We start from the raw sequence: 17,825 nt of genomic DNA, 5'->3' as shown, positions 1-17,825 counted from the left end.
CCGGATCGGGCTCGGCGTGTCGCCCGCAGACTCGCACGCTCGCCGGAGAAGGGAACCCCGGGAGCTAGGCGATCGGGTAGGGCCAGGGGTTGAAGCGGCAGGTCTTGCCGTCGGCCTGCACCGACTCCGGGTCGAACTTCGCGTCGTCGTCGTTGTTGGTCGAGAACGTCTGCTGCATCATGATCGGCGCGAGCGCCCCGTTCTCGGCGCACGGCTCGTGGCGCTGATAGCCGATGGCGTGGCCGACCTCGTGGTTGATCAGGTACTGCCGGTAGGACCCGATGTCGCCCTGGAACGGCACGGCGCCGCGCACCCACCGCGCCTCGTTGACGAAGACGCGGGGCTGATCGGTCAGGTACGCCGGGTTGTAGCAGGACGCCTCGAGCTGGATGTCGTAGCCGCAGCCCTCGCGGACGGTGAACGGCGAGGTCAGCGACACCCGGAAGTCGGCGACCGCCGCTGGGTCGTCGGTGCGCTGGAAGGCGAACTGCGGGTTGTGCGTCCAACTCTTCGGGTTCGCCAGCGTCTCGCTGACCATCCGGGCGAACGCCTCGTCCCCGCCGATCGCGGCAGTGTCGATCCCGTCCTCCACCTCGACGGTGTAGGTGAACGTCTTGGTGGTGCCCTCGCCGACCTTCGGTGACGTGCCGGGGACGACGTGCCACGTCTTGGCGCCCGCCTCGGTGAACGCCCCGCCGTCCGGCAGGATCCCGGTCGGCAGGTTCGCGTCGAACTGCGTGAGGCCCTTGGGCGGCGCGCCGATGATGGCCGTGCTCGCGGCGTTGAACGTGGGCGGGCCCTGGATGGGTCCCCCGGCGTCGGCGTTCTCGACCGGCATCGGGGAGGTGATGGTCTGCACGACCACGACGGTGGTCAGGACGGCGAGGATCGGGATGGCGTACGCGCGCCAGCCGTAGGTGGAGACGAACCGGCCGAGCCAGGTCTGCTTGCGCAGGTGCTGATGCTCGTCGCGGTTGGAACGCGGCCGACCCGTATCGCCCGCGACCGGGTCGCGTTGCGCACGGAGGGGCTCACGCCACTCGTTGCGCAGGACGGGCACGCGACCGCCGCCTCGCTGTTCCCGGTCGTGTCGCTCGCCCCCGTGGCTGCGGTCGCCGGCGTGCCATCCCCCGTCGCTGCGCTCGCCCGCGCGACGCCCCGGGTCGTAGGTCACGGAACCAGGATGGCACAGAGCGACGCCGGGGCGGCTCCGGCGCGCCACCGCGCGGCGCACGGGCTGCACATCACGCAGGCGTCCGATAGTGGGTAGTAGTGTCGGTTCGATGACATGCCGGGCGACACACCGGCAGTACAACCACCACCGGGCGCGTCTCGGACGAGCCGGATTGAGGACCTGATGAGCGATCTCGCCGCCGAGAGGAGAGGCGCACAAGCGAGCAGCGGTGACGGCGCCTCTGCACGGCCGGCCGGCGGGAATCGGCGCGGCAACCGGCTCCCCCGCGACGAACGCCGGGGCCAGCTGCTGATCGCCGCCAGCGAGATCTTCGTCGACCGCGGCTACCACGCCGCGGGCATGGACGAGATCGCCGAACGCGCCGGTGTCAGCAAACCCGTTCTCTACCAACACTTCTCGTCGAAGCTGGAGCTGTACCTCGCGGTGCTGCAGCGCCACGTGGACAACCTGGTCTCCGGGGTGCGGCAGGCGCTGCGCACCACCACCGACAACCGGCTGCGCCTGCACGCCGCCGTCGGCGCGTTCTTCGACTTCATCGAGCACGACGGCCAGGGCTACCGGCTGATCTTCGAGAACGACTACGTGACCGAGCCGCAGGTGTCCTCGCAGGTCCGGCTCGCCACCGAATCGTGCACCGACGCCGTGTTCGAGCTGATCAGCAGCGACTCGGGCCTGGAGGCGCACCGCGCCCGCATGATCGCCGTCGGCCTGGTGGCCGTCAGCGTGGACAGCGCCCGGTACTGGCTCAACGCCAACCGGCCGATCTCCAAGGAGGCCGCGGTCGCAGGCACCGTGCAGTTCGCCTGGGGCGGCCTCTCACACGTGCCGCTTACGCGTTCTTGACCGCCTCGGCACCGACCGTGCCGACACCGAAGCCGACGCGCCGCGAATCCGAGGCACCGATCTCGACGTAGGTGATCCGCGCGGACTGGACGAGGAAGCGACGGCCCTTCTCGTCGGTCAGCGCCAACACCTTCGACTCCTGGCTCAGCGCGTCGGCGACTGCCTGCTCCACCTCACTGGGCACCTGCGCGCTGCTGAAGACCAACTCGCGCGGGCTGTCGGCAACACCGATCTTGACCTCCACCGCTGAACTCCTTCGTCGAAATGCTCGAAATGCTCGAAATGCTTCGTCCTCACCGAAGGCTAGTGGACGCGGGGTCCGCCCGGCGCGCCGGTCACTACGCGCAGCGCGAACAGCCGCGCCCCGCCGCACCGAAGTGACTGCGCCGCAAGGCGGCCGACGGCGACGCGCCTCGGCCCGGGTCCGGTGACGGGCCGCAGCCGCGCCGTTGCCCGACCGAGTCCCGACCGTGACCCGACGCGCTGCGCGGCAGCCTCAGGCGTCACATCAGTCTCGATAGCATCAGGTCGAGCCAGATTTCATCGATCACGGGAAGCGACATGAGCAGGGATTACCGTCCGTATTCGTCCGCGTCGTCACGTCCGCCCCGCGCGGAGTCGTGGCAGCCCGACCGTCCCCACGGTGGCGGTCGCGGTGACCGCGGCGGCGACTACGGCGACCTGGGCGACTACGGCGATCACCAGACCGGATACGACCAGGACGCGTCCCGTGCGCGGCGCTACGCGGGGTCCTACGCGGCCGGCCGATCGAGCCACCAGGTGCTCGACGACCCGCCGCGCACCACGAACCGCTACGCCACCTACGACCACGCTCCCTACGACCACGGCCGCTACGACGAGAGCCGCTACGACGACCGGGACGAGGCCGTCGACTACCCCCAGTCCGACGACGAGGACCGCGACGACGACGAGATCTACGAGTACTACGAGCCGATCGACCGCCGGTGGGTCTGGGTCGCCGGCGTCGCGGCCGCCATCCTGCTCATCGCCGTGCTGTGCACCGTCGTCATCCTCGGCGGCGGCGACAGCGGCTCGGTGTCGGCCACGGTGAACCCGCCGCTGACCAGCGAGCCCGCCGCGACCAGGACGCCGCCCCCGAGCACGTCGGCGCGGCCCGCTCCGCCCGTCGCGTCACTGCCCGCCGAGACCGTCACGACCGTCGCCCCCACGCCGACGGCCACCCTGGCGCCGCCGCCACCGCCCGTCGCCGCGGCACCGGTCGCCCCGGCGCCCGCCGCCAACACGGTGACCTACACGATCTCGGGCACGCGCTCCCTGATCGACCTGGTGACCGTCATCTACACCGACGCGCAGGGCGCGCTGCAGACCGACCTGAACGTCGCGCTGCCGTGGCGCAAGACCATCGTGCTCGATCCGGGCGTGTCGCTCAGCTCCGTGACCGCGACCAGCGTCACCGGTCAGCTGAACTGCTCGATCAGCGACGCAGCGGGCGTCGCCCTGGCCGCGCAGAACTCCAACTCGATCATCACGACCTGCACCCGGTAGGGGTCAGTCGAGGCCGAGTTCCGCGACACGCCGGGCGTGGGTGCGCTGCAACCGGTCGAAGAACTCGGTGAGCTGCCCGATCCCCTCACCGCTCGACATCACCAGGTCGACCAGTTCGTCGTGGTCGGCGAGGACGAACTGGGCCTGGGTGATGGCCTCGCCCAGCAGGCGCCGTGACCACAGCGCCAACCGGTGGCGCTGCTTGTCGCTGGCCGTCACCGCGGCCCGGACCTCGGCGACGACGAACTGCGAGTGGCCGGTCTCGGACAGCACCGCGCGCACCACGTCGGCCGCCTCGGCCGGCAGCGCGTCGGCGATCTCCAGGTAGAAGTCCGCGGCGAGCGCATCGCCGATGTAGGTCTTGACCAGCGCCTCCAGCCAGGTGCTCGGCGTGGTCAGGCGGTGGTAGTTCTCCAGCGCGGGCGCGTACCGGCTCATCGCGCGCACCACGTCGACGCCGCGACGCTCGAGCGCCTCGCGCAGCACCTCGTAGTGGTTCATCTCGGCGGCGGCCATGCTCGCCATGTTGATGCGGCCGGCCAGGTTGGGCGCCATCCGCGCCTCGTCGGTCAGCCGGTAGAAGGCGGCCACCTCGCCGTACGCGAGCAGCGCGAACAGCTCGCCGACCCCAGGATGGACCGCCGACACACCCTGGGCTGCCGGGTCTGCGGCCTGCTGTGAGGTGGCCGCCGGTTGGGTCGGTGTCATGGCGTCGACTCTAGACTCCGAGCCACGGCCGGACCGTCCGCGAACCCCGGCGGGGTAGCATGGCAGCTGGTTTACCTGCTTCGTCGTTCCTGAGGCAGCCGTAACCAGAGACAATGTGCGTGCACGCAGTCGGCCTGCCTTACCTATGAGGCCTGGGCCCCGGTGCTTCTTCGTCGAAACTCGTGCGCGCGTGACCATCCGCGATGACGAAGATCGACCCCGAAAGGCACCTGACTCGAGCATGACTGAATCCCACGACACCACCGAGACCGTCGAGACCACCGAGACCGTCGACCCCGCCACCGGGATCACGGAGATCACGGCGATCGTCGAACCCGAGCCCGCCAAGATCTCCTTCGCCGACCTGGGCGTGCGCGACGAGATCGTCCGGGCCCTGGCCGAGGACGGCAAGGAACATCCCTTCGCCATCCAGGAACTGACGATGCCGATGGCGCTGGCCGGCGACGACCTCATCGGTCAGGCCCGCACCGGCATGGGCAAGACGCTGGCCTTCGGCGTCCCCATGCTGCAGCGCATCACCACCGACTCCGAGCGCGAACTGAGCGGCATCCCCCGCGCACTGGTCGTCGTCCCCACCCGCGAACTGTGTCTGCAGGTCTACGAGGACATCGCCGGCGCCGCGAAGTATCTGCGCGCGGGCGACCGCAAGCTCTCCGTCACCTCCATCTACGGTGGCCGCCCCTACGAGGCGCAGATCGAGGCCCTGCAGAAGGGCGTCGACGTCGTCATCGGCACCCCCGGCCGTCTGCTCGACCTGGCCCAGCAGGGCCATCTGCAACTCGGCGGGCTGAGCATGCTGGTTCTCGACGAGGCCGACGAGATGCTCGACCTGGGCTTCCTGCCCGACATCGAGCGCATCCTGCGCCAGATCCCCGACGTCCGTCAGGCGATGCTGTTCTCGGCCACCATGCCGGACCCGATCATCACCCTGGCCCGCACGTTCATGACGCAGCCGACGCACATCCGCGCCGAGTCCGCGGCGTCGTCGCAGACCCACGACACCACCGAGCAGTTCGCCTACCGCGCCCACGCGCTCGACAAGGTCGAGATGGTGAGCCGGATCCTGCAGGCCGACGGCCGCGGCGCCACGATGATCTTCACCCGCACCAAGCGGACCGCCCAGAAGGTCGCCGACGAACTCGCCGAGCGCGGCTTCAAGGTCGGCGCCGTACACGGTGACCTCGGCCAGGGGGCGCGCGAGAAGGCGCTCAAGTCGTTCCGCAACGGCGACGTCGACGTGCTGGTCGCCACCGACGTGGCCGCCCGCGGCATCGACATCGACGACATCACCCACGTGATCAACTACCAGATCCCCGAGGACGAGCAGGCCTACGTGCACCGCATCGGCCGCACCGGCCGCGCGGGCAAGACCGGCATCGCCGTCACCCTGGTGGACTGGGACGAGCTGCCCCGCTGGACCATGATCGACAAGGCGCTGGGGCTGAACAACCCCGACCCCGTCGAGACCTACTCCAGCTCGGACCATCTCTACGAGGAGATGAAGATCCCGGCAGGCACCACCGGTTCCGTGGGTACGGCGACGCGGACCACCGACAAGCCCAAGCGCGAGTCCCGCGACCGCGACCGTGACCGCGGCCCCCGCAACACCGAGGCCGACGGCGGCGAGCGCCCCGCCCGCACCCGCAACCGCACCCGTCAGCGCACCCGCGGCGGCGGTCAGGGCGGCGGCGGACACGTCGAGTCCACCGATGCGCCCTCGCAGGACGCCCCGGCCACGGAGACCTCCGACGGCGACACCGCCGCGCGGTCCGGTGGCCGTCGCCGCCGTCGCCGTCGCAGCAACGCCTCGGCGCCGACCACCAGCAGCTAGAGCGGCCGACGCGGCTCCATGATCCAGCCCGAACGCCGCACCCGCGGCGACGTGATGGTCGCCGTCGCGATCGCGGCGATCATCGCCGTGGCCGCGGCGTTGATCTGGTGGACCAGTGACGCCAGGGCGACCATCAGCCGACCGGCCGCCACCCCGGTGCCCGCGCTCGAATCGGCCAAGACCGTGCCCGGCGCCCTCCGCCAGCTGTGGGCGGCGCCGAGCCCGGTGACCACCCGCCCGGTGCTCGCCGGCGGCAGCGTGGTGACCGGTGACGGCGCCGTCGTCGACGGACGGGACCCGGCGACGGGCGACGTGCTGTGGACGTACTCGCGGGACGTGGACCTCTGCGGCGTGACGTCGGTGTACCAGAGTGCGGTGGCCGTCTATCCCGACGCCCGCGGCTGCGGGCAGGTCACCACCATCGACGGCAAGACCGGCAGGCGCGACGCCACCCGCAGCGCGTACGCCGATGCCCGGGTGCGGTTGTCCGGGGACGGCGCGACGGTGCTCTCGGCCGGCCCGAACCGGCTGGAGCTGTGGCGCTCGGACATGGTCCGGATGATCAGCTACGGCGCACTCGACGCGCGGATCAAGCCCGGCGTGCCGGCCCAGCCGCTGTGCACGTTCACCTCGGCGGCGTCGAGCACCGCGATGGTGGCGGTCATGGAGTCCTGCCCCGACGAGCCGGACCTGCGGCTCGCGCTGCTCAAGCCCGCCGACGAGGAGGACCAGCCGGAGACGAAGTTCGTCGACCTGCCGGGTGTGTCCGCCAACTCGGACGCCCGCGTGATCGCCGTGGCCGACACGATGACCGCGGTGTACCTGCCCACCCCGAAGCCGACGGTGAACGTCATCGACGACACCGGCACCACCGTCTCGAGCACGCCGCTGACCAGCGGCCCGGCCCCCGATGCGACCGCGACGGCCTCCGGTGACCTGGTGACGTGGTGGACCGGTTCCGGCCTGATGGTGTTCGACGCCAACGAGCTGCGGTACCGGTTCACGGTCAACGCGGTGGACGGCCAGTCCCCGGTCGGTCCCGGCGTCGTGATGGCGGGCAAGCTCCTGGTGCCCGTCACCAACGGCTACGACGTGTTCGACACCCGCTCGGGCACCGGCGAACGCCACATCACTTTGAACCGGACTCCCGAGCAGGGCGCGGTCGTGCCCGCGGTCGCGGGTTCCATGATCGTCGAGCAGCGTGCGGGCACGCTCGTCGCGCTGGGTCCGTAGCCCCCGGCGTCAGACCTCGGGGGTGAACGTGGGCAGGGCCTTGCCCGACTTCCAGTGCTTGAGCAACCCCTCCGCCAGTTCGCGATAGGCGTTGGCGCCCTTGTTCTTCCGGCCCGCGAGCACCGACGATCCCGATGCGCTCGCCTCGGCGAACCGGACGGTGCGGGGAATCGGCGGGGCCAGCACGGGCAGCTGGTAGCGGTCGGCGACGTCGAAGACGACGTCGCGGCTGTGCGTGGTGCGCGCGTCGTAGAGCGTGGGCAGCGCGCCGAGGAGGACGAGATCGGCGTTCGTGATCTGCTGCACGTCGTTGACGGTGCGCAGGAACTGGCCGACGCCGCGGTGGGCGAGCGTCTCGCACTGCAGGGGCACGATCACCTCGTCGGCGGCGGTCAGGCCGTTGAGGGTCAGCACGCCCAGCGAGGGCGGGCAGTCGATGACGACCACGTCGAAGTCGTCCGAGATCTTCGCGAGCGCACGCTTGAGCGCGTACTCGCGGCCCGCGCGCATCAGCAGCATCGCCTCGGCGCCGGCGAGGTCGATGTTCGCGGGCAGCAGCGTCATGCCCTCGGGCGTGGTCACCAGCGCCGCGTCGGGTTCGACGTCACCGAGCAGCACCTCGTGGATCGACACCGCCAACGTGTCCGGGTCGTGTCCGAGCGAGAACGTCAGGGATCCCTGCGGGTCGAGATCGACGAGCAGCACCCGCCGACCCTGCTCCGTCATCGCAGCGCCCAGCGACGCCACCGTCGTCGTCTTGGCAACGCCACCCTTTTGGTTGGCGACTGCGAGTACCCGAGTCATTTACCGCCGCTTCGCGCGCCTTGCGTCACGCCACCATCCAAGCACGCGGGCCCGAACTCCGGGCGTGCGGCACAATCGCGGTGTGACTGTGGAACGGCACCGCCTGTTGCTCCTGCGGCACGGGGAGACCGAATGGTCGCGCACGGGGCGGCACACCGGGCGCACCGACGTCGAACTCACCGACGTCGGCCGCGAACAGGCCACCCTGGCCGCGGACGCCGTCGCCGAACTGCAGCTGAACGACCCGCTGGTGATCAGCAGCCCGCGGCACCGCGCGCTGGCCACCGCGGAACTGGCCGGGCTCCGCGTCGACGAGGTCACGCCACTGCTCGCCGAGTGGGACTACGGCGACTACGAGGGCCTCACCACCCCGGAGATCCGCGAGCAGGTGCCCGACTGGCTGGTGTGGACGCACGGCTGCCCGAACGGCGAGGACGTCGACGCGGTGGGCGTGCGCGCCGACCGCGCCGTCGAGACCGCGCTGTCGCACATGGCGACCCGCGACGTGGTGTTCGTCGGCCACGGCCACTTCTCCCGCGCGATGCTCACCCGGTGGATCCAGCTGCCCGTGCCCGAGGGCATCCGGGTGTCGATGGCGGCGGCCTCCATCGCGGTGTGCGGCTTCGAGCACGGCATCCGCCAGATCACCGCGCTGGGTCTCGCCGGCCACTCCAACCCCTGCCTGCCGGCCTGATGGGTGAACCGTCGTTCGTCCTGGCCGGACCCGACGGGGCCGTCATCGCCGACGGCGTGCACACCGCCTACCCGTCGCTGACCGACGCGCGCGCCGCCCTCGCGTCGGGCGCGGTCCCGATCCTGGTGGGCGCGTTGCCCTTCGACCTCACCCGTCCCGCGGCGCTGATGCACCCGCGCGAGGTGCGCTTCACCGACGGCCTGCCCGCCGACGCCGGACGAACGCTGCCGACCGTCCGGGTGGACCGCGAGATCCCCCCGCCCGACGTGCACCGCGCCAGGATCGCCCAGGCGCTGCGCACGCTCAACGATCCGCACTCGGGACTGCGCAAGGTGGTGCTGGCCCGCGCCCTCCGACTGGTCGCCGACGAGCCGCTCGACGTGGCCACCGTCCTGCGGCGGCTCGCCGAAGACCCCACGGCCAGCGCCTATCTCGTCGACCTGACCCCCGCGGGCGGACAGTACGTCGGCACCGCGCTGATCGGTGCCAGCCCCGAGCTGCTGGTGGCCCGCAGCGGTGACGTGGTGACGTGTCGGCCCTTCGCCGGATCGGCCCCGCGGTCCGCGGACCCCGACGTCGACCGCGCGAACGGCCTGGCACTCGCGGCCTCCGCCAAGAACCGCCACGAACACCAGCTGGTCGTGGACCAGATGCGCGACGCACTGGAACCGCTGTGCACCGACCTGCGGATCGCGGCCGAGCCCGAACTGAGCAGCACCTCGGCGGTATGGCACCTCAGCACGACCATCAGCGGGCGGGTGCGCGACACTGCCACCAGCGCACTGGATCTCGCGGTGTCGCTGCACCCGACGCCCGCGGTGGGCGGAGTGCCCGCCGCGGCGGCCACCGAGTTGATCACGGAGGTCGAGGGCGACCGCGGCTTCTACGCGGGCGCCGTCGGCTGGTGCGACGCCCGCGGCGACGGCACGTGGGTGGTGTCGATCCGGTGCGCCGAGCTGTCCGCGGACCGGCGCACCGCCGACGCGCGTGCGGGCGGCGGCATCGTCGCGGAGTCCGACGCCGACGACGAGGTCGCCGAGACCAGCACCAAGTTCAGGACGATCGAGAGCGCACTGGGAGTGCGGCGATGACGAGTCCGACGATGACGAAATCGACGACGGGAGCACGACCATGACCACCAGCATCCGACCGGCACGCCCCGGCGACGAGGTCGAACTCGTCTCGATGATCCGCGAGCTGGCCGACTTCGAGCACGCCGCCGACCAGTGCACGGTCACCGAAGGCCAGCTGACCACGGCGCTGTTCGGCCCGGAGCCGGCCGCGTGGGCGCACGTCGCGGAGGTCGGCGGCCGGCCCGCGGCGTGTGCGCTCTGGTACCGCACCTTCTCCACCTGGGACGGGGTGGCGGGGCTGTACCTGGAGGACCTGTTCGTGCGTCCGGCGTTCCGGCGGCACGGCCTGGCCCGCGGACTGCTGGCGACGCTGGCGCGGGAGTGCGCCGCCGCCGGCTACACCCGGTTGGAGTGGGCCGTGCTCGACTGGAACGTCGACGCCATCGCGCTCTACGACGCCGTGGGCGGCAAGCAGCAGAGCGAGTGGATCACCTACCGCGTGTCGGGCTCGGAGTTGTCGGCGCTCGCCGGGTCGTAGGACAGCCACTCGATCGCCGACCGGCTGAACAGCAGCACCAGCGTCGTCACCGCCACCAGGGCGACGGGCACGCCGAGCGACCACTGGCCCGAGCCGATCGCCATGTAGTACGCCACCGGCAGCAGCAGCAGCTGGGCGAACACGGCCAGACCGCGACCCCAGCGGCGACCGGTCCACAGCGCCCACGCCGCGGCGAGCACGGCCGAGCCCATCACGGCGAACCACAGCGCCGTGCCCAGCCCGTTGAAACCCGCGATCGATCCGGAGCCGCGGAAGTACAGGACGACCTCCGCCACGGCCATGCCGACCAGCGCGACACCCTCGAGCGCGACGAGTGCGCCGGCCTGCCGCACGGTCGCCGGAGACGGAACGATCACGAGACCACCACGACGGCCAGCGTAGAGGTCGCGGCGAGCCGATTAGGCTGGCGACCCGTGCGTGCCGTGCTGATCGTCAATCCGAATGCCACCTCGACCACGGCGGCCGGGCGTGACCTCCTGGCCCACGCTCTGGAGAGCCGGGTCGCCCTCACCGTCGCCCACACCGACCACCGGGGTCACGCGATCGAGATCGCCCGCGACGCCACCCGGGACGGCTTCGACGTCGTGATCGTCCACGGCGGCGACGGCACCGTGAACGAGGTGGTCAACGGCATCCTCGGCGAGTGCGGGCCCCACCGTGCCGAGCCCGACCGCAATGCGCCTGCGGTGGCGATCGTGCCGGGCGGGGCCGCCAACGTCTTCGCGCGCGCCCTGGGCATCAGCCCCGATCCCGTCGAGGCAACCAACCAGCTCGTCGACCTGCTCGGCGCGCGGCGCAGCGGTGCGCCGTGGCGGCGCATCGGGCTGATGGACTGCGGCGAGCGCTGGGCCGTGTTCACCGCCGGCATGGGCGTCGACGGTGCCGTCGTCGCGGCCGTGGAGGAGCAGCGCGACCGTGGCCGGAAGGTGACTGCCAGCCGCTACATCCGCGTCGCGGTCCGGGAGATGCTCGCCAGCGCCCGCCGGGAGCCGACGCTGACGCTGCACCTGCCCGACCGCGAGCCGGTGTCCGACGTGCACTTCGCGTTCGTCTCGAACTCGAGTCCGTGGACCTACGCCAACACCCGGCCGATCTGGACCAACCCGGACACCACCTTCGAGACGGGGCTCGGCGTCTTCGCGATCACCAGCATGAACGTGTGGGCGAATCTGGGTCTGGTGCGACGGATGTGGTCGAAGAAGCCGCGCATCGAGGGCAAGCATCTGGTGCGCGACGACGACCTCGGCTGGATCCGCGTGACCGCCGACACACCGGTGGCCTGCCAGATCGACGGGGATTACGCCGGGCTGCGCGAAACGATGACGTTCACGTCCGTGCCGGATGCGTTGGGAGTGGTGGCGCCGCCACCGAAAACCCCTGAGCTGTGACTTTGCTATCAAAGCCCCAGAATGAGGGCGCAAGTAGGTTGAGTGTAGTACACATGGTTGAGGGGTCCGGTAACCCGGTCCACCAGTGACATTGCACACGTGTTAACGCAGTTCTATTGACATCTGTTCAGCCTGTGGAAGCATCGTTGGCAACAGTGCAGAAACATTCGTGTGCACGCGTTAACAGCCGAAGAAAAGCTAGTGCGTCTTTGTGGCGCACACTGCAAATGACTTGACTAGGAGTGGAAGCCATGGATTGGCGGCACAAGGCAATCTGTCGTGACGAGGATCCCGAACTGTTCTTCCCCGTGGGGAACAGCGGACCGGCGCTTGCGCAGATCGCCGACGCGAAGCTCGTATGCAACCGCTGCCCCGTGACCACCGAGTGCCTCACGTGGGCACTGGATTCCGGCCAGGACGCCGGCGTGTGGGGCGGCATGAGCGAGGACGAGCGTCGCGCACTGAAGCGTCGGAACGCTCGGACGAAGGCCCGCACCGGCGTATAGCTCGCAACGACACGACATTACGGCCCCGGTGAATACCGGGGCCGTAATCGTGTGTGGAGCAACTCGTTTCGACGCGGACGTCAGTATGTGGTGTGCCTACTGCGCCAACCGGCGTCGGCCGATCGGCACCCGGAGCACCACTTCGGTTCCGCCCCCGGCACCGTCGTGCATGCCCAGCGATCCGTCGAGTTCGGCGGCCACCAGGGTGCGGACGATCTGCAGGCCCAACCGGTCTGACTTCTCCAGGCTGAATCCCGGTGGCAGACCTCGTCCGTCGTCGGAGATCACCACGTCGAGCCACCGCGCGGACCGTTCGGCGCGGATCGTCACGCAGCCCTGCTTGCTGGTGCCGTCGAAGGCGTGCTCGATGGCGTTCTGCACCAGTTCGGTGACGACCATCACGAGTGCGGTGGCGCGGTCGGCGTCCAGTACGCCGAGATCGCCGTCGCGGACGATGCGGATCGGCGAATCGACGGACGCGACGTCGTTCATGATGGGCACGATGCGGTCGACGACGGCGTCGAGGTTGACCTCCTCGTCGACCGACATCGACAGCGCGTCGTGCACCAGCGCGATCGACGACACGCGCCGCACCGACTCGATGAGCGCCTCGCGCCCCTCGGCGTTGTTGGTCCGCCGGGCCTGCAGCCGCAGCAGCGCCGCCACGGTCTGCAGGTTGTTCTTCACCCGGTGATGGATCTCGCGGATGGTCGCGTCCTTGGACAGCAGCGCGCGGTCGCGGCGCTTGACCTCGGTGACGTCGCGGATCAGCACCGCGGCACCGGCCGCGGCCCCGTGCACGACGAGCGGCAGGGTCCGCAGCAGCACCGCGGCGCCACCGGCGTCCACCTCCATCCGCATGCTCGACCCGCCGTCGAGGGAGTCGCGCACGTGGGTGGTGAGTTCCTGGGCCTCGAACGGGTCCGAGATCAGCGGCCGGGTGACGCTGACCAGGTTGTGCCCCTCGAGTTCGGCGGCCAGGCCCATGCGGTGATACGCCGAGATCGCGTTCGGGCTCGCGAACGCGACCACGCCCTCGCCGTCGAGCCGGATGAAGCCGTCGCCGACGCGCGGACTGGATCGCGACATCGCGACGTCCCCGACGTTGGGGAACGTGCCCTCCGACAGCATGTGCAGCAGGTTGCGGGCGCAGTCCAGGTAGGCCCGTTCCAGGGGGCTGGCCTTGCGCTGGTCGGCGAGGGCGGTCTGATGGGTCAGGACGGCCACGACGTGGTTGCCCTGCCGTACCGGCACCGCCTCGACGTTGAGCCAGCTCCCGTCGGCCGAGGGCGGGGTCGTGACACCGGTCGCGTGACGCTCCGCGGCGTCGCTCTCCCTGCCGATGTGGCCGGACAGGAACGCCTCGGTCACCACGGGCATCTCGTCGGCCTCGTTCTTGGTGCCGACCGCGTCGGCGAGCAGGACCGTCGGCGCGGTGTTCGGCCGGACCTGGGCGACGCACACCAGTCCGGCGTCGTCGCGGCGCACCCACATCAGGTAGTCGGCGAACGACAGGTCCGCGAGCAGCTGCCACTCCCCGACCACGGCGTGCAGGTGGTCGACGGCCGTGCCGGGCAGCATCGTGTGCTCGGCGAGCAGGTCACCGAGAGTCGACACGGTCTGGCACTCCTGAGCTGGGCGGCCTAGCTGATGACGGCGATGAGGTCGCCGGCCTGGATGACGTCGCCGACCGACACGTTCACCGAGGACACGGTTCCCGCCACCTCGGCGATCACCGGGATCTCCATCTTCATCGACTCGAGCAGGACGAGGGTGTCGCCTTCGCCGATCTGATCGCCCTCGCTCACCACGACCTCGAGCACACTGGCCACGATCTCGGCGCGAACGTCCTCGGCCATCTTCACTCCGCTCGTCTCAGAACCACCCTGGTGTTCCATCGAACCACACGGGTCGCATCCCCTCGCATTGGAACTCGCCGGTGTGATCATGAGACACTGGTGCGAGCAACCCATACACGAGACGTCGACGGAGGACCCCCATGGCCAAGCGTGGCCGCAAGAAGCGTGACCGCAAGCACTCGAAGGCCAATCACGGCAAGCGACCCAACGCCTGATCTTCGCGTGACCCCGACGGCGGCCCGATGGGCCGCCGTCTTCGTGTCTCTAGCCCCGGATGATCGTGGTGCGGCTGATCTCGATGCGCAGCCGCTGGCGTAGCGACTCGGGCACCTTGTCACCGCTGCACTTGGTGGCGACGAGCCGCTTGACCCGCTCCTCCACCCCGTACTGACGCAGGCAGGTGGGGCACTCCTCGAGATGCTGGCGCAGCTTGTCGCGAGTCTCGACGGTGCACTCACCGTCCAGCAGCGTCCAGACCTCGGCGATCACCGACGCGCACTCGGGGTGCTCGGGATCGACCGGACCCAGCGGGGGCTCGAAATCGTGACCCTCGGGCCGCTCGAACTGACTGCTCATGACGTGACTCCCTCCGGCGCATCGAGTTGGACGCCTCGCATGAAACCACGCTCACGGGCCACGTCGGCGAGCAGTTCGCGCAATTGCTTGCGTCCGCGGTGCAGACGCGACATGACGGTCCCGATCGGGGTGTCCATGATCTCGGCGATCTCCTTGTAGGGGAATCCCTCGACGTCGGCGTAGTAGACCGCCATCCGGAAGTCCTCGGGCAGCGCCTGCAGCGCGGCCTTGATCTCGGTGTCCGGCAGCGACTCCATGGCCTCCACCTCGGCCGACCGCAGACCGGTCGACGTGTGCTCGGCGTTGGCCGCGAGCTGCCAGTCGGTGATCTCCTCGGTCGGGTACTCCGCCGGCTGACGCTGCTTCTTGCGATAGCTGTTGATGTAGGTGTTGGTGAGGATGCGGTACAGCCAGGCCTTGAGGTTGGTGCCCTCGCGGAACGACCGGAAGCCGGCGTACGCCTTGACCATGGTCTCCTGCAGCAGGTCCTCGGCGTCCGCGGGATTGCGGGTCATCCGCAGCGCGCCGCCGTACAGCTGGTCGAGCAGCGGGATGGCGTCGCGTTCGAACCGCTGCGTCAGTTGGGCGTCGCTCTCCTCGGACTTCGCGGGCGCTTCCTCCGCTGACACGCTCGAGTCGGTCATCTCGGTGGACACCGTCCCTTCTGTCGCGGCGCCGAACGGATCCAGTACATCGACTGGACGTTCCAAGCAGACCGTCGGCACCAGGGTCCCCTTTCGTTCGATCCTAGTTGCTGAACCCGACACCGGGGCCATGGCGCTGGCACCGGCGACCTCGGTGTTCCTCATCGCACCCAACAACAGCGGGTCCCCGGACGTTGTTCCCACCCGCCGCTAGGCTCTCCCGCGTGCCCCGCGCAGCCACACCGGCGATCGCCGCACTGGTCACCGCCGGTATTCCGCACGAAGTGCTCCAGTACCACCACGACCCGCGTGCCGAGTCATTCGGCGCCGAGGCGGTCGCCGAACTGGCCTCGACCGTCGGCGTCGACCCCGAGCAGATCCTCAAGACCCTGGTGGTCGCCCTGCCGTCCGGGCTCGGCGTGGCCGTGCTCCCGGTGCCGTCCCGGCTCTCGCTGAAGGCCGCCGCCGCGGCACTCGGGGCGCCGCGGGCCGAGATGGCCGATCCCGCGGCCGCGCAGCGCTCCAGCGGATACGTCGTGGGCGGCATCTCGCCGCTGGGTCAGCGCAAGCGCCTGCCCACGGTCGTCGACGCCTCGGCGCTGCGGTGGGACCGCGTGCTGTGCAGCGCCGGCCGGCGCGGACTCGACGTCGCGCTGGCCCCCGGGGACCTGGTCCGCGCCACGGATGCGGTGATCGCCGACATCCGCTCGATCCCGGCGTCCTAGGGTGGCGGCATGTCGCTCACCGGGAAGACCATGTTCATCTCCGGCGCCAGTCGCGGAATCGGCTTGGCCATCGCCAAGCGCGCCGCCGCCGACGGCGCCAACATCGCACTGGTCGCGAAGACCGCCGAACCCCACCCCAAGCTCGAGGGCACCGTCTACACGGCCGCCAAGGAGATCGAGGAGGCCGGCGGTCAGGCACTGCCCATCGTCGGGGACATCCGCGACGAGAACTCCGTCGCCGATGCCGTGGCCAAGGCCGTCGACGCGTTCGGCGGCATCGACATCTGCGTCAACAACGCCTCGGCGATCAACCTCGGGTCCATCGAAGAGGTTCCGCTCAAGCGCTTCGACCTGATGAACGGCATCCAGGTCCGCGGCACGTACACCGTGTCGCAGGCCTGCATCCCGCACATGAAGGGCCGCGAGAACCCGCACGTGCTGACGCTGTCGCCGCCGATCCGGCTCGAGTCGGAATGGCTCAAGCCCACCGCCTACATGATGGCCAAGTTCGGGATGACGTTGTGCGCGTTGGGCATCGCCGAGGAGCTGCGCGAGGCCGGCATCGCGTCGAACACGCTGTGGCCGCGCACCCTGGTGGCCACCGCCGCGGTGCAGAACCTGCTCGGCGGCGACGAGGCGATGGGCCGCGCCCGCAAGCCCTCGGTGTACTCCGACGCCGCGTACGCCATCCTCACCAAGCCCTCGTCCTACACCGGGCACAGCCTGCTCTGCGAGGACGTGCTGCTCGAGTCCGGCGTCACCGACCTGTCGGTGTACGACTGCGTCCCCGGCTCCGACCTGGGCGTCGACCTCTGGGTGGACACCCCCAACCCGCCCGGGTACCAGGGCTGAACCGGTGTCCGAGCCGACGGTGTGGGCCGGCGGCCGTTACGAGTCGGTGGCGCAACGCATCTCGGGCATCGCCGTCGAGACGGTCGAGCGCGCCGGGCGTCGCGCCGCCCTCGACGGCGCGGCGGTGGTCGACCTGGCCTGCGGTACGGGGAGTGCCGCGCTCGCGGCGGCCGAGCGCGGCGCGCGGGTCACTGGCGTCGACCTGACGCCCGAACTCCTCGCACAGGCACGCGGCAAGGCCGACGCCGCGGGGCTGCCCGTGACGTGGGTGGCAGCGGACGCCGGCGATACCGGCCTGCCCGGGGCGGCCTTCGACGTCGCGGTGTCCAACATGGGCATCATCTTCGTCGAACCCGAACGCCTGCTCGCCGAGGCGGTCCGAATCCTCGCGCCGGGTGCGACGTTCGCCTTCTCGGCGTGGGTGCGCAACGAACGCAATCCGCTGTTCGACCCGATCGTCGCGGTCCTCGGCGCACCGCCACCGAGCGACTTCACCCCCGACCAGTGGGGCGACCGGGCGACGGCGTCCCGGCGGCTGGCGGCGCACTTCGACGACGTCGAGGTGGACGACGGCTCGCTCACGTGGCGCTTCGACTCGATGGACGACGCGCTGCGCTTCCTCACCGACGAGTCACCGATGCACGTCAGCGTCTTCCGACGTCTGGACGACACCCGCCGCGACGAACTGCTCGAGGCGTTCCGTGCGGCCCTGCTCCCCCACGACGCAGACGGCCCCGTCTCGTTCGACGCGCCCTACGTGATCGTGTCCGCGACGCGGCGACGGTGA

At 70.4% G+C, this 17,825-nt stretch carries 22 protein-coding genes; 13 read left to right on the top strand and 9 right to left on the bottom strand.

What is annotated here, in order from left to right:
• Window positions 1-64: 64 nt before the first annotated feature.
• On the bottom strand, window positions 65-1,060 hold the full coding sequence (locus tag AC1MEY_RS02795; protein ID WP_480231272.1) for a DUF3152 domain-containing protein: 996 nt from the start codon (window positions 1,058-1,060) through the stop codon (window positions 65-67).
• Window positions 1,061-1,357: 297 nt separating this feature from the next.
• Between AC1MEY_RS02795 and fasR the strand changes: the two genes are divergently transcribed.
• Window positions 1,358-2,038: an HTH-type transcriptional activator FasR gene (fasR, locus tag AC1MEY_RS02790; RefSeq protein ID WP_480229220.1), complete on the top strand. Its 681-nt coding sequence runs from the start codon at window positions 1,358-1,360 to the stop codon at window positions 2,036-2,038.
• Here fasR and AC1MEY_RS02785 read toward each other — a convergent pair.
• A complete protein-coding gene (locus tag AC1MEY_RS02785) occupies window positions 2,025-2,282 on the bottom strand; it encodes a DUF3107 domain-containing protein (RefSeq protein WP_480229219.1) in 258 nt (85 codons plus the stop codon). The genes fasR and AC1MEY_RS02785 overlap by 14 nt on opposite strands.
• A gap of 317 nt (window positions 2,283-2,599) precedes the next feature.
• Here AC1MEY_RS02785 and AC1MEY_RS02780 point away from each other — a divergent pair, with 317 nt between their 5' ends.
• Entirely contained in the window at window positions 2,600-3,565 is a 966-nt protein-coding gene (locus AC1MEY_RS02780) for a hypothetical protein (protein ID WP_480229218.1), read from the top strand.
• A gap of 3 nt (window positions 3,566-3,568) precedes the next feature.
• On the opposite strand, the gene AC1MEY_RS02775 is transcribed toward AC1MEY_RS02780, so the two are convergent.
• Window positions 3,569-4,273 carry a ferritin-like fold-containing protein gene (locus tag AC1MEY_RS02775; RefSeq protein WP_480229217.1) on the bottom strand — a complete coding sequence of 235 codons (705 nt, stop codon included), beginning with the start codon at window positions 4,271-4,273 and terminating at the stop codon, window positions 3,569-3,571.
• A gap of 241 nt (window positions 4,274-4,514) precedes the next feature.
• Here AC1MEY_RS02775 and AC1MEY_RS02770 point away from each other — a divergent pair, with 241 nt between their 5' ends.
• Entirely contained in the window at window positions 4,515-6,125 is a 1,611-nt protein-coding gene (locus AC1MEY_RS02770; RefSeq protein WP_480229216.1) for a DEAD/DEAH box helicase, read from the top strand.
• Between the two features lie 18 nt (window positions 6,126-6,143).
• Window positions 6,144-7,358 carry an Rv3212 family protein gene (locus AC1MEY_RS02765; RefSeq protein WP_480229215.1) on the top strand — a complete coding sequence of 405 codons (1,215 nt, stop codon included), beginning with the start codon at window positions 6,144-6,146 and terminating at the stop codon, window positions 7,356-7,358.
• Window positions 7,359-7,367: 9 nt separating this feature from the next.
• Here AC1MEY_RS02765 and AC1MEY_RS02760 read toward each other — a convergent pair whose 3' ends face one another.
• Entirely contained in the window at window positions 7,368-8,162 is a 795-nt protein-coding gene (locus AC1MEY_RS02760) for a ParA family protein (RefSeq protein ID WP_480229214.1), read from the bottom strand.
• Between the two features lie 82 nt (window positions 8,163-8,244).
• On the opposite strand from AC1MEY_RS02760, the gene AC1MEY_RS02755 reads away from it, so the two are divergent.
• Genes AC1MEY_RS02755 through AC1MEY_RS02745 form a run of 3 tightly spaced genes read left to right on the top strand, consistent with a single transcriptional unit; the run spans window position 8,245 to window position 10,467 of the window.
• The gene (locus tag AC1MEY_RS02755) at window positions 8,245-8,856 is read left to right on the top strand and encodes an acid phosphatase (RefSeq protein ID WP_480229213.1); all 612 of its coding nucleotides are present in this window, start codon (window positions 8,245-8,247) and stop codon (window positions 8,854-8,856) included.
• On the top strand, window positions 8,856-9,947 hold the full coding sequence (locus tag AC1MEY_RS02750) for an isochorismate synthase (RefSeq protein ID WP_480229212.1): 1,092 nt from the start codon (window positions 8,856-8,858) through the stop codon (window positions 9,945-9,947). The genes AC1MEY_RS02755 and AC1MEY_RS02750 overlap by 1 nt, the downstream gene beginning before the upstream one ends.
• A gap of 40 nt (window positions 9,948-9,987) precedes the next feature.
• The gene (locus tag AC1MEY_RS02745; RefSeq protein ID WP_480229211.1) at window positions 9,988-10,467 is read left to right on the top strand and encodes an N-acetyltransferase family protein; all 480 of its coding nucleotides are present in this window, start codon (window positions 9,988-9,990) and stop codon (window positions 10,465-10,467) included.
• Here AC1MEY_RS02745 and AC1MEY_RS02740 read toward each other — a convergent pair.
• Window positions 10,422-10,844 (bottom strand): hypothetical protein, encoded by a 423-nt coding sequence (locus tag AC1MEY_RS02740; protein ID WP_480229210.1) that lies wholly within the window; start codon window positions 10,842-10,844, stop codon window positions 10,422-10,424. The two genes, AC1MEY_RS02745 and AC1MEY_RS02740, sit on opposite strands and share 46 nt — an antisense overlap.
• 57 nt (window positions 10,845-10,901) lie before the next feature.
• Between AC1MEY_RS02740 and AC1MEY_RS02735 the strand changes: the two genes are divergently transcribed.
• Together AC1MEY_RS02735 and whiB1 are read left to right on the top strand one after the other, a co-directional pair.
• Entirely contained in the window at window positions 10,902-11,876 is a 975-nt protein-coding gene (locus tag AC1MEY_RS02735) for a diacylglycerol/lipid kinase family protein (RefSeq protein ID WP_480229209.1), read from the top strand.
• A gap of 251 nt (window positions 11,877-12,127) precedes the next feature.
• Window positions 12,128-12,382, top strand: coding sequence for a transcriptional regulator WhiB1 (whiB1, locus tag AC1MEY_RS02730; RefSeq protein WP_163797573.1), 255 nt, complete (start codon window positions 12,128-12,130; stop codon window positions 12,380-12,382).
• Window positions 12,383-12,478: 96 nt separating this feature from the next.
• On the opposite strand, the gene AC1MEY_RS02725 is transcribed toward whiB1, so the two are convergent.
• Entirely contained in the window at window positions 12,479-13,999 is a 1,521-nt protein-coding gene (locus AC1MEY_RS02725; RefSeq protein WP_480229208.1) for a sensor histidine kinase, read from the bottom strand.
• A 26-nt stretch (window positions 14,000-14,025) separates the two neighbouring features.
• Entirely contained in the window at window positions 14,026-14,241 is a 216-nt protein-coding gene (locus AC1MEY_RS02720) for a biotin/lipoyl-binding carrier protein (protein ID WP_163797571.1), read from the bottom strand.
• A gap of 140 nt (window positions 14,242-14,381) precedes the next feature.
• Between AC1MEY_RS02720 and AC1MEY_RS02715 the strand changes: the two genes are divergently transcribed.
• The gene (locus tag AC1MEY_RS02715) at window positions 14,382-14,456 is read left to right on the top strand and encodes a 50S ribosomal protein bL37 (RefSeq protein ID WP_011728008.1); all 75 of its coding nucleotides are present in this window, start codon (window positions 14,382-14,384) and stop codon (window positions 14,454-14,456) included.
• 49 nt (window positions 14,457-14,505) lie between these two features.
• Here the strand turns inward: AC1MEY_RS02715 and rsrA are convergent, their stop codons facing one another.
• Window positions 14,506-14,817 carry a mycothiol system anti-sigma-R factor gene (rsrA, locus tag AC1MEY_RS02710; RefSeq protein ID WP_480229207.1) on the bottom strand — a complete coding sequence of 104 codons (312 nt, stop codon included), beginning with the start codon at window positions 14,815-14,817 and terminating at the stop codon, window positions 14,506-14,508.
• Complete coding sequence (locus AC1MEY_RS02705) at window positions 14,814-15,461, bottom strand: sigma-70 family RNA polymerase sigma factor (protein ID WP_480231271.1); 648 nt, start codon at window positions 15,459-15,461, stop codon at window positions 14,814-14,816. The genes rsrA and AC1MEY_RS02705 overlap by 4 nt, the downstream gene beginning before the upstream one ends.
• A gap of 224 nt (window positions 15,462-15,685) precedes the next feature.
• Here AC1MEY_RS02705 and AC1MEY_RS02700 point away from each other — a divergent pair, with 224 nt between their 5' ends.
• The 3 genes from AC1MEY_RS02700 to AC1MEY_RS02690 are packed head-to-tail and all read left to right on the top strand — an operon-like array spanning window position 15,686 to window position 17,825.
• Window positions 15,686-16,186, top strand: coding sequence for an aminoacyl-tRNA deacylase (locus AC1MEY_RS02700; protein ID WP_480229206.1), 501 nt, complete (start codon window positions 15,686-15,688; stop codon window positions 16,184-16,186).
• 9 nt (window positions 16,187-16,195) lie between these two features.
• On the top strand, window positions 16,196-17,038 hold the full coding sequence (locus AC1MEY_RS02695) for an SDR family oxidoreductase (RefSeq protein ID WP_480229205.1): 843 nt from the start codon (window positions 16,196-16,198) through the stop codon (window positions 17,036-17,038).
• Between the two features lie 4 nt (window positions 17,039-17,042).
• Window positions 17,043-17,825: a class I SAM-dependent methyltransferase gene (locus AC1MEY_RS02690; RefSeq protein ID WP_480229204.1), complete on the top strand. Its 783-nt coding sequence runs from the start codon at window positions 17,043-17,045 to the stop codon at window positions 17,823-17,825.

The organism is Mycobacterium sp. PTI7 (genome assembly GCF_056679845.1).
Note: the sequence above shows the minus strand (reverse complement) of the source record. Positions and strands in the feature narration are given on the sequence as shown.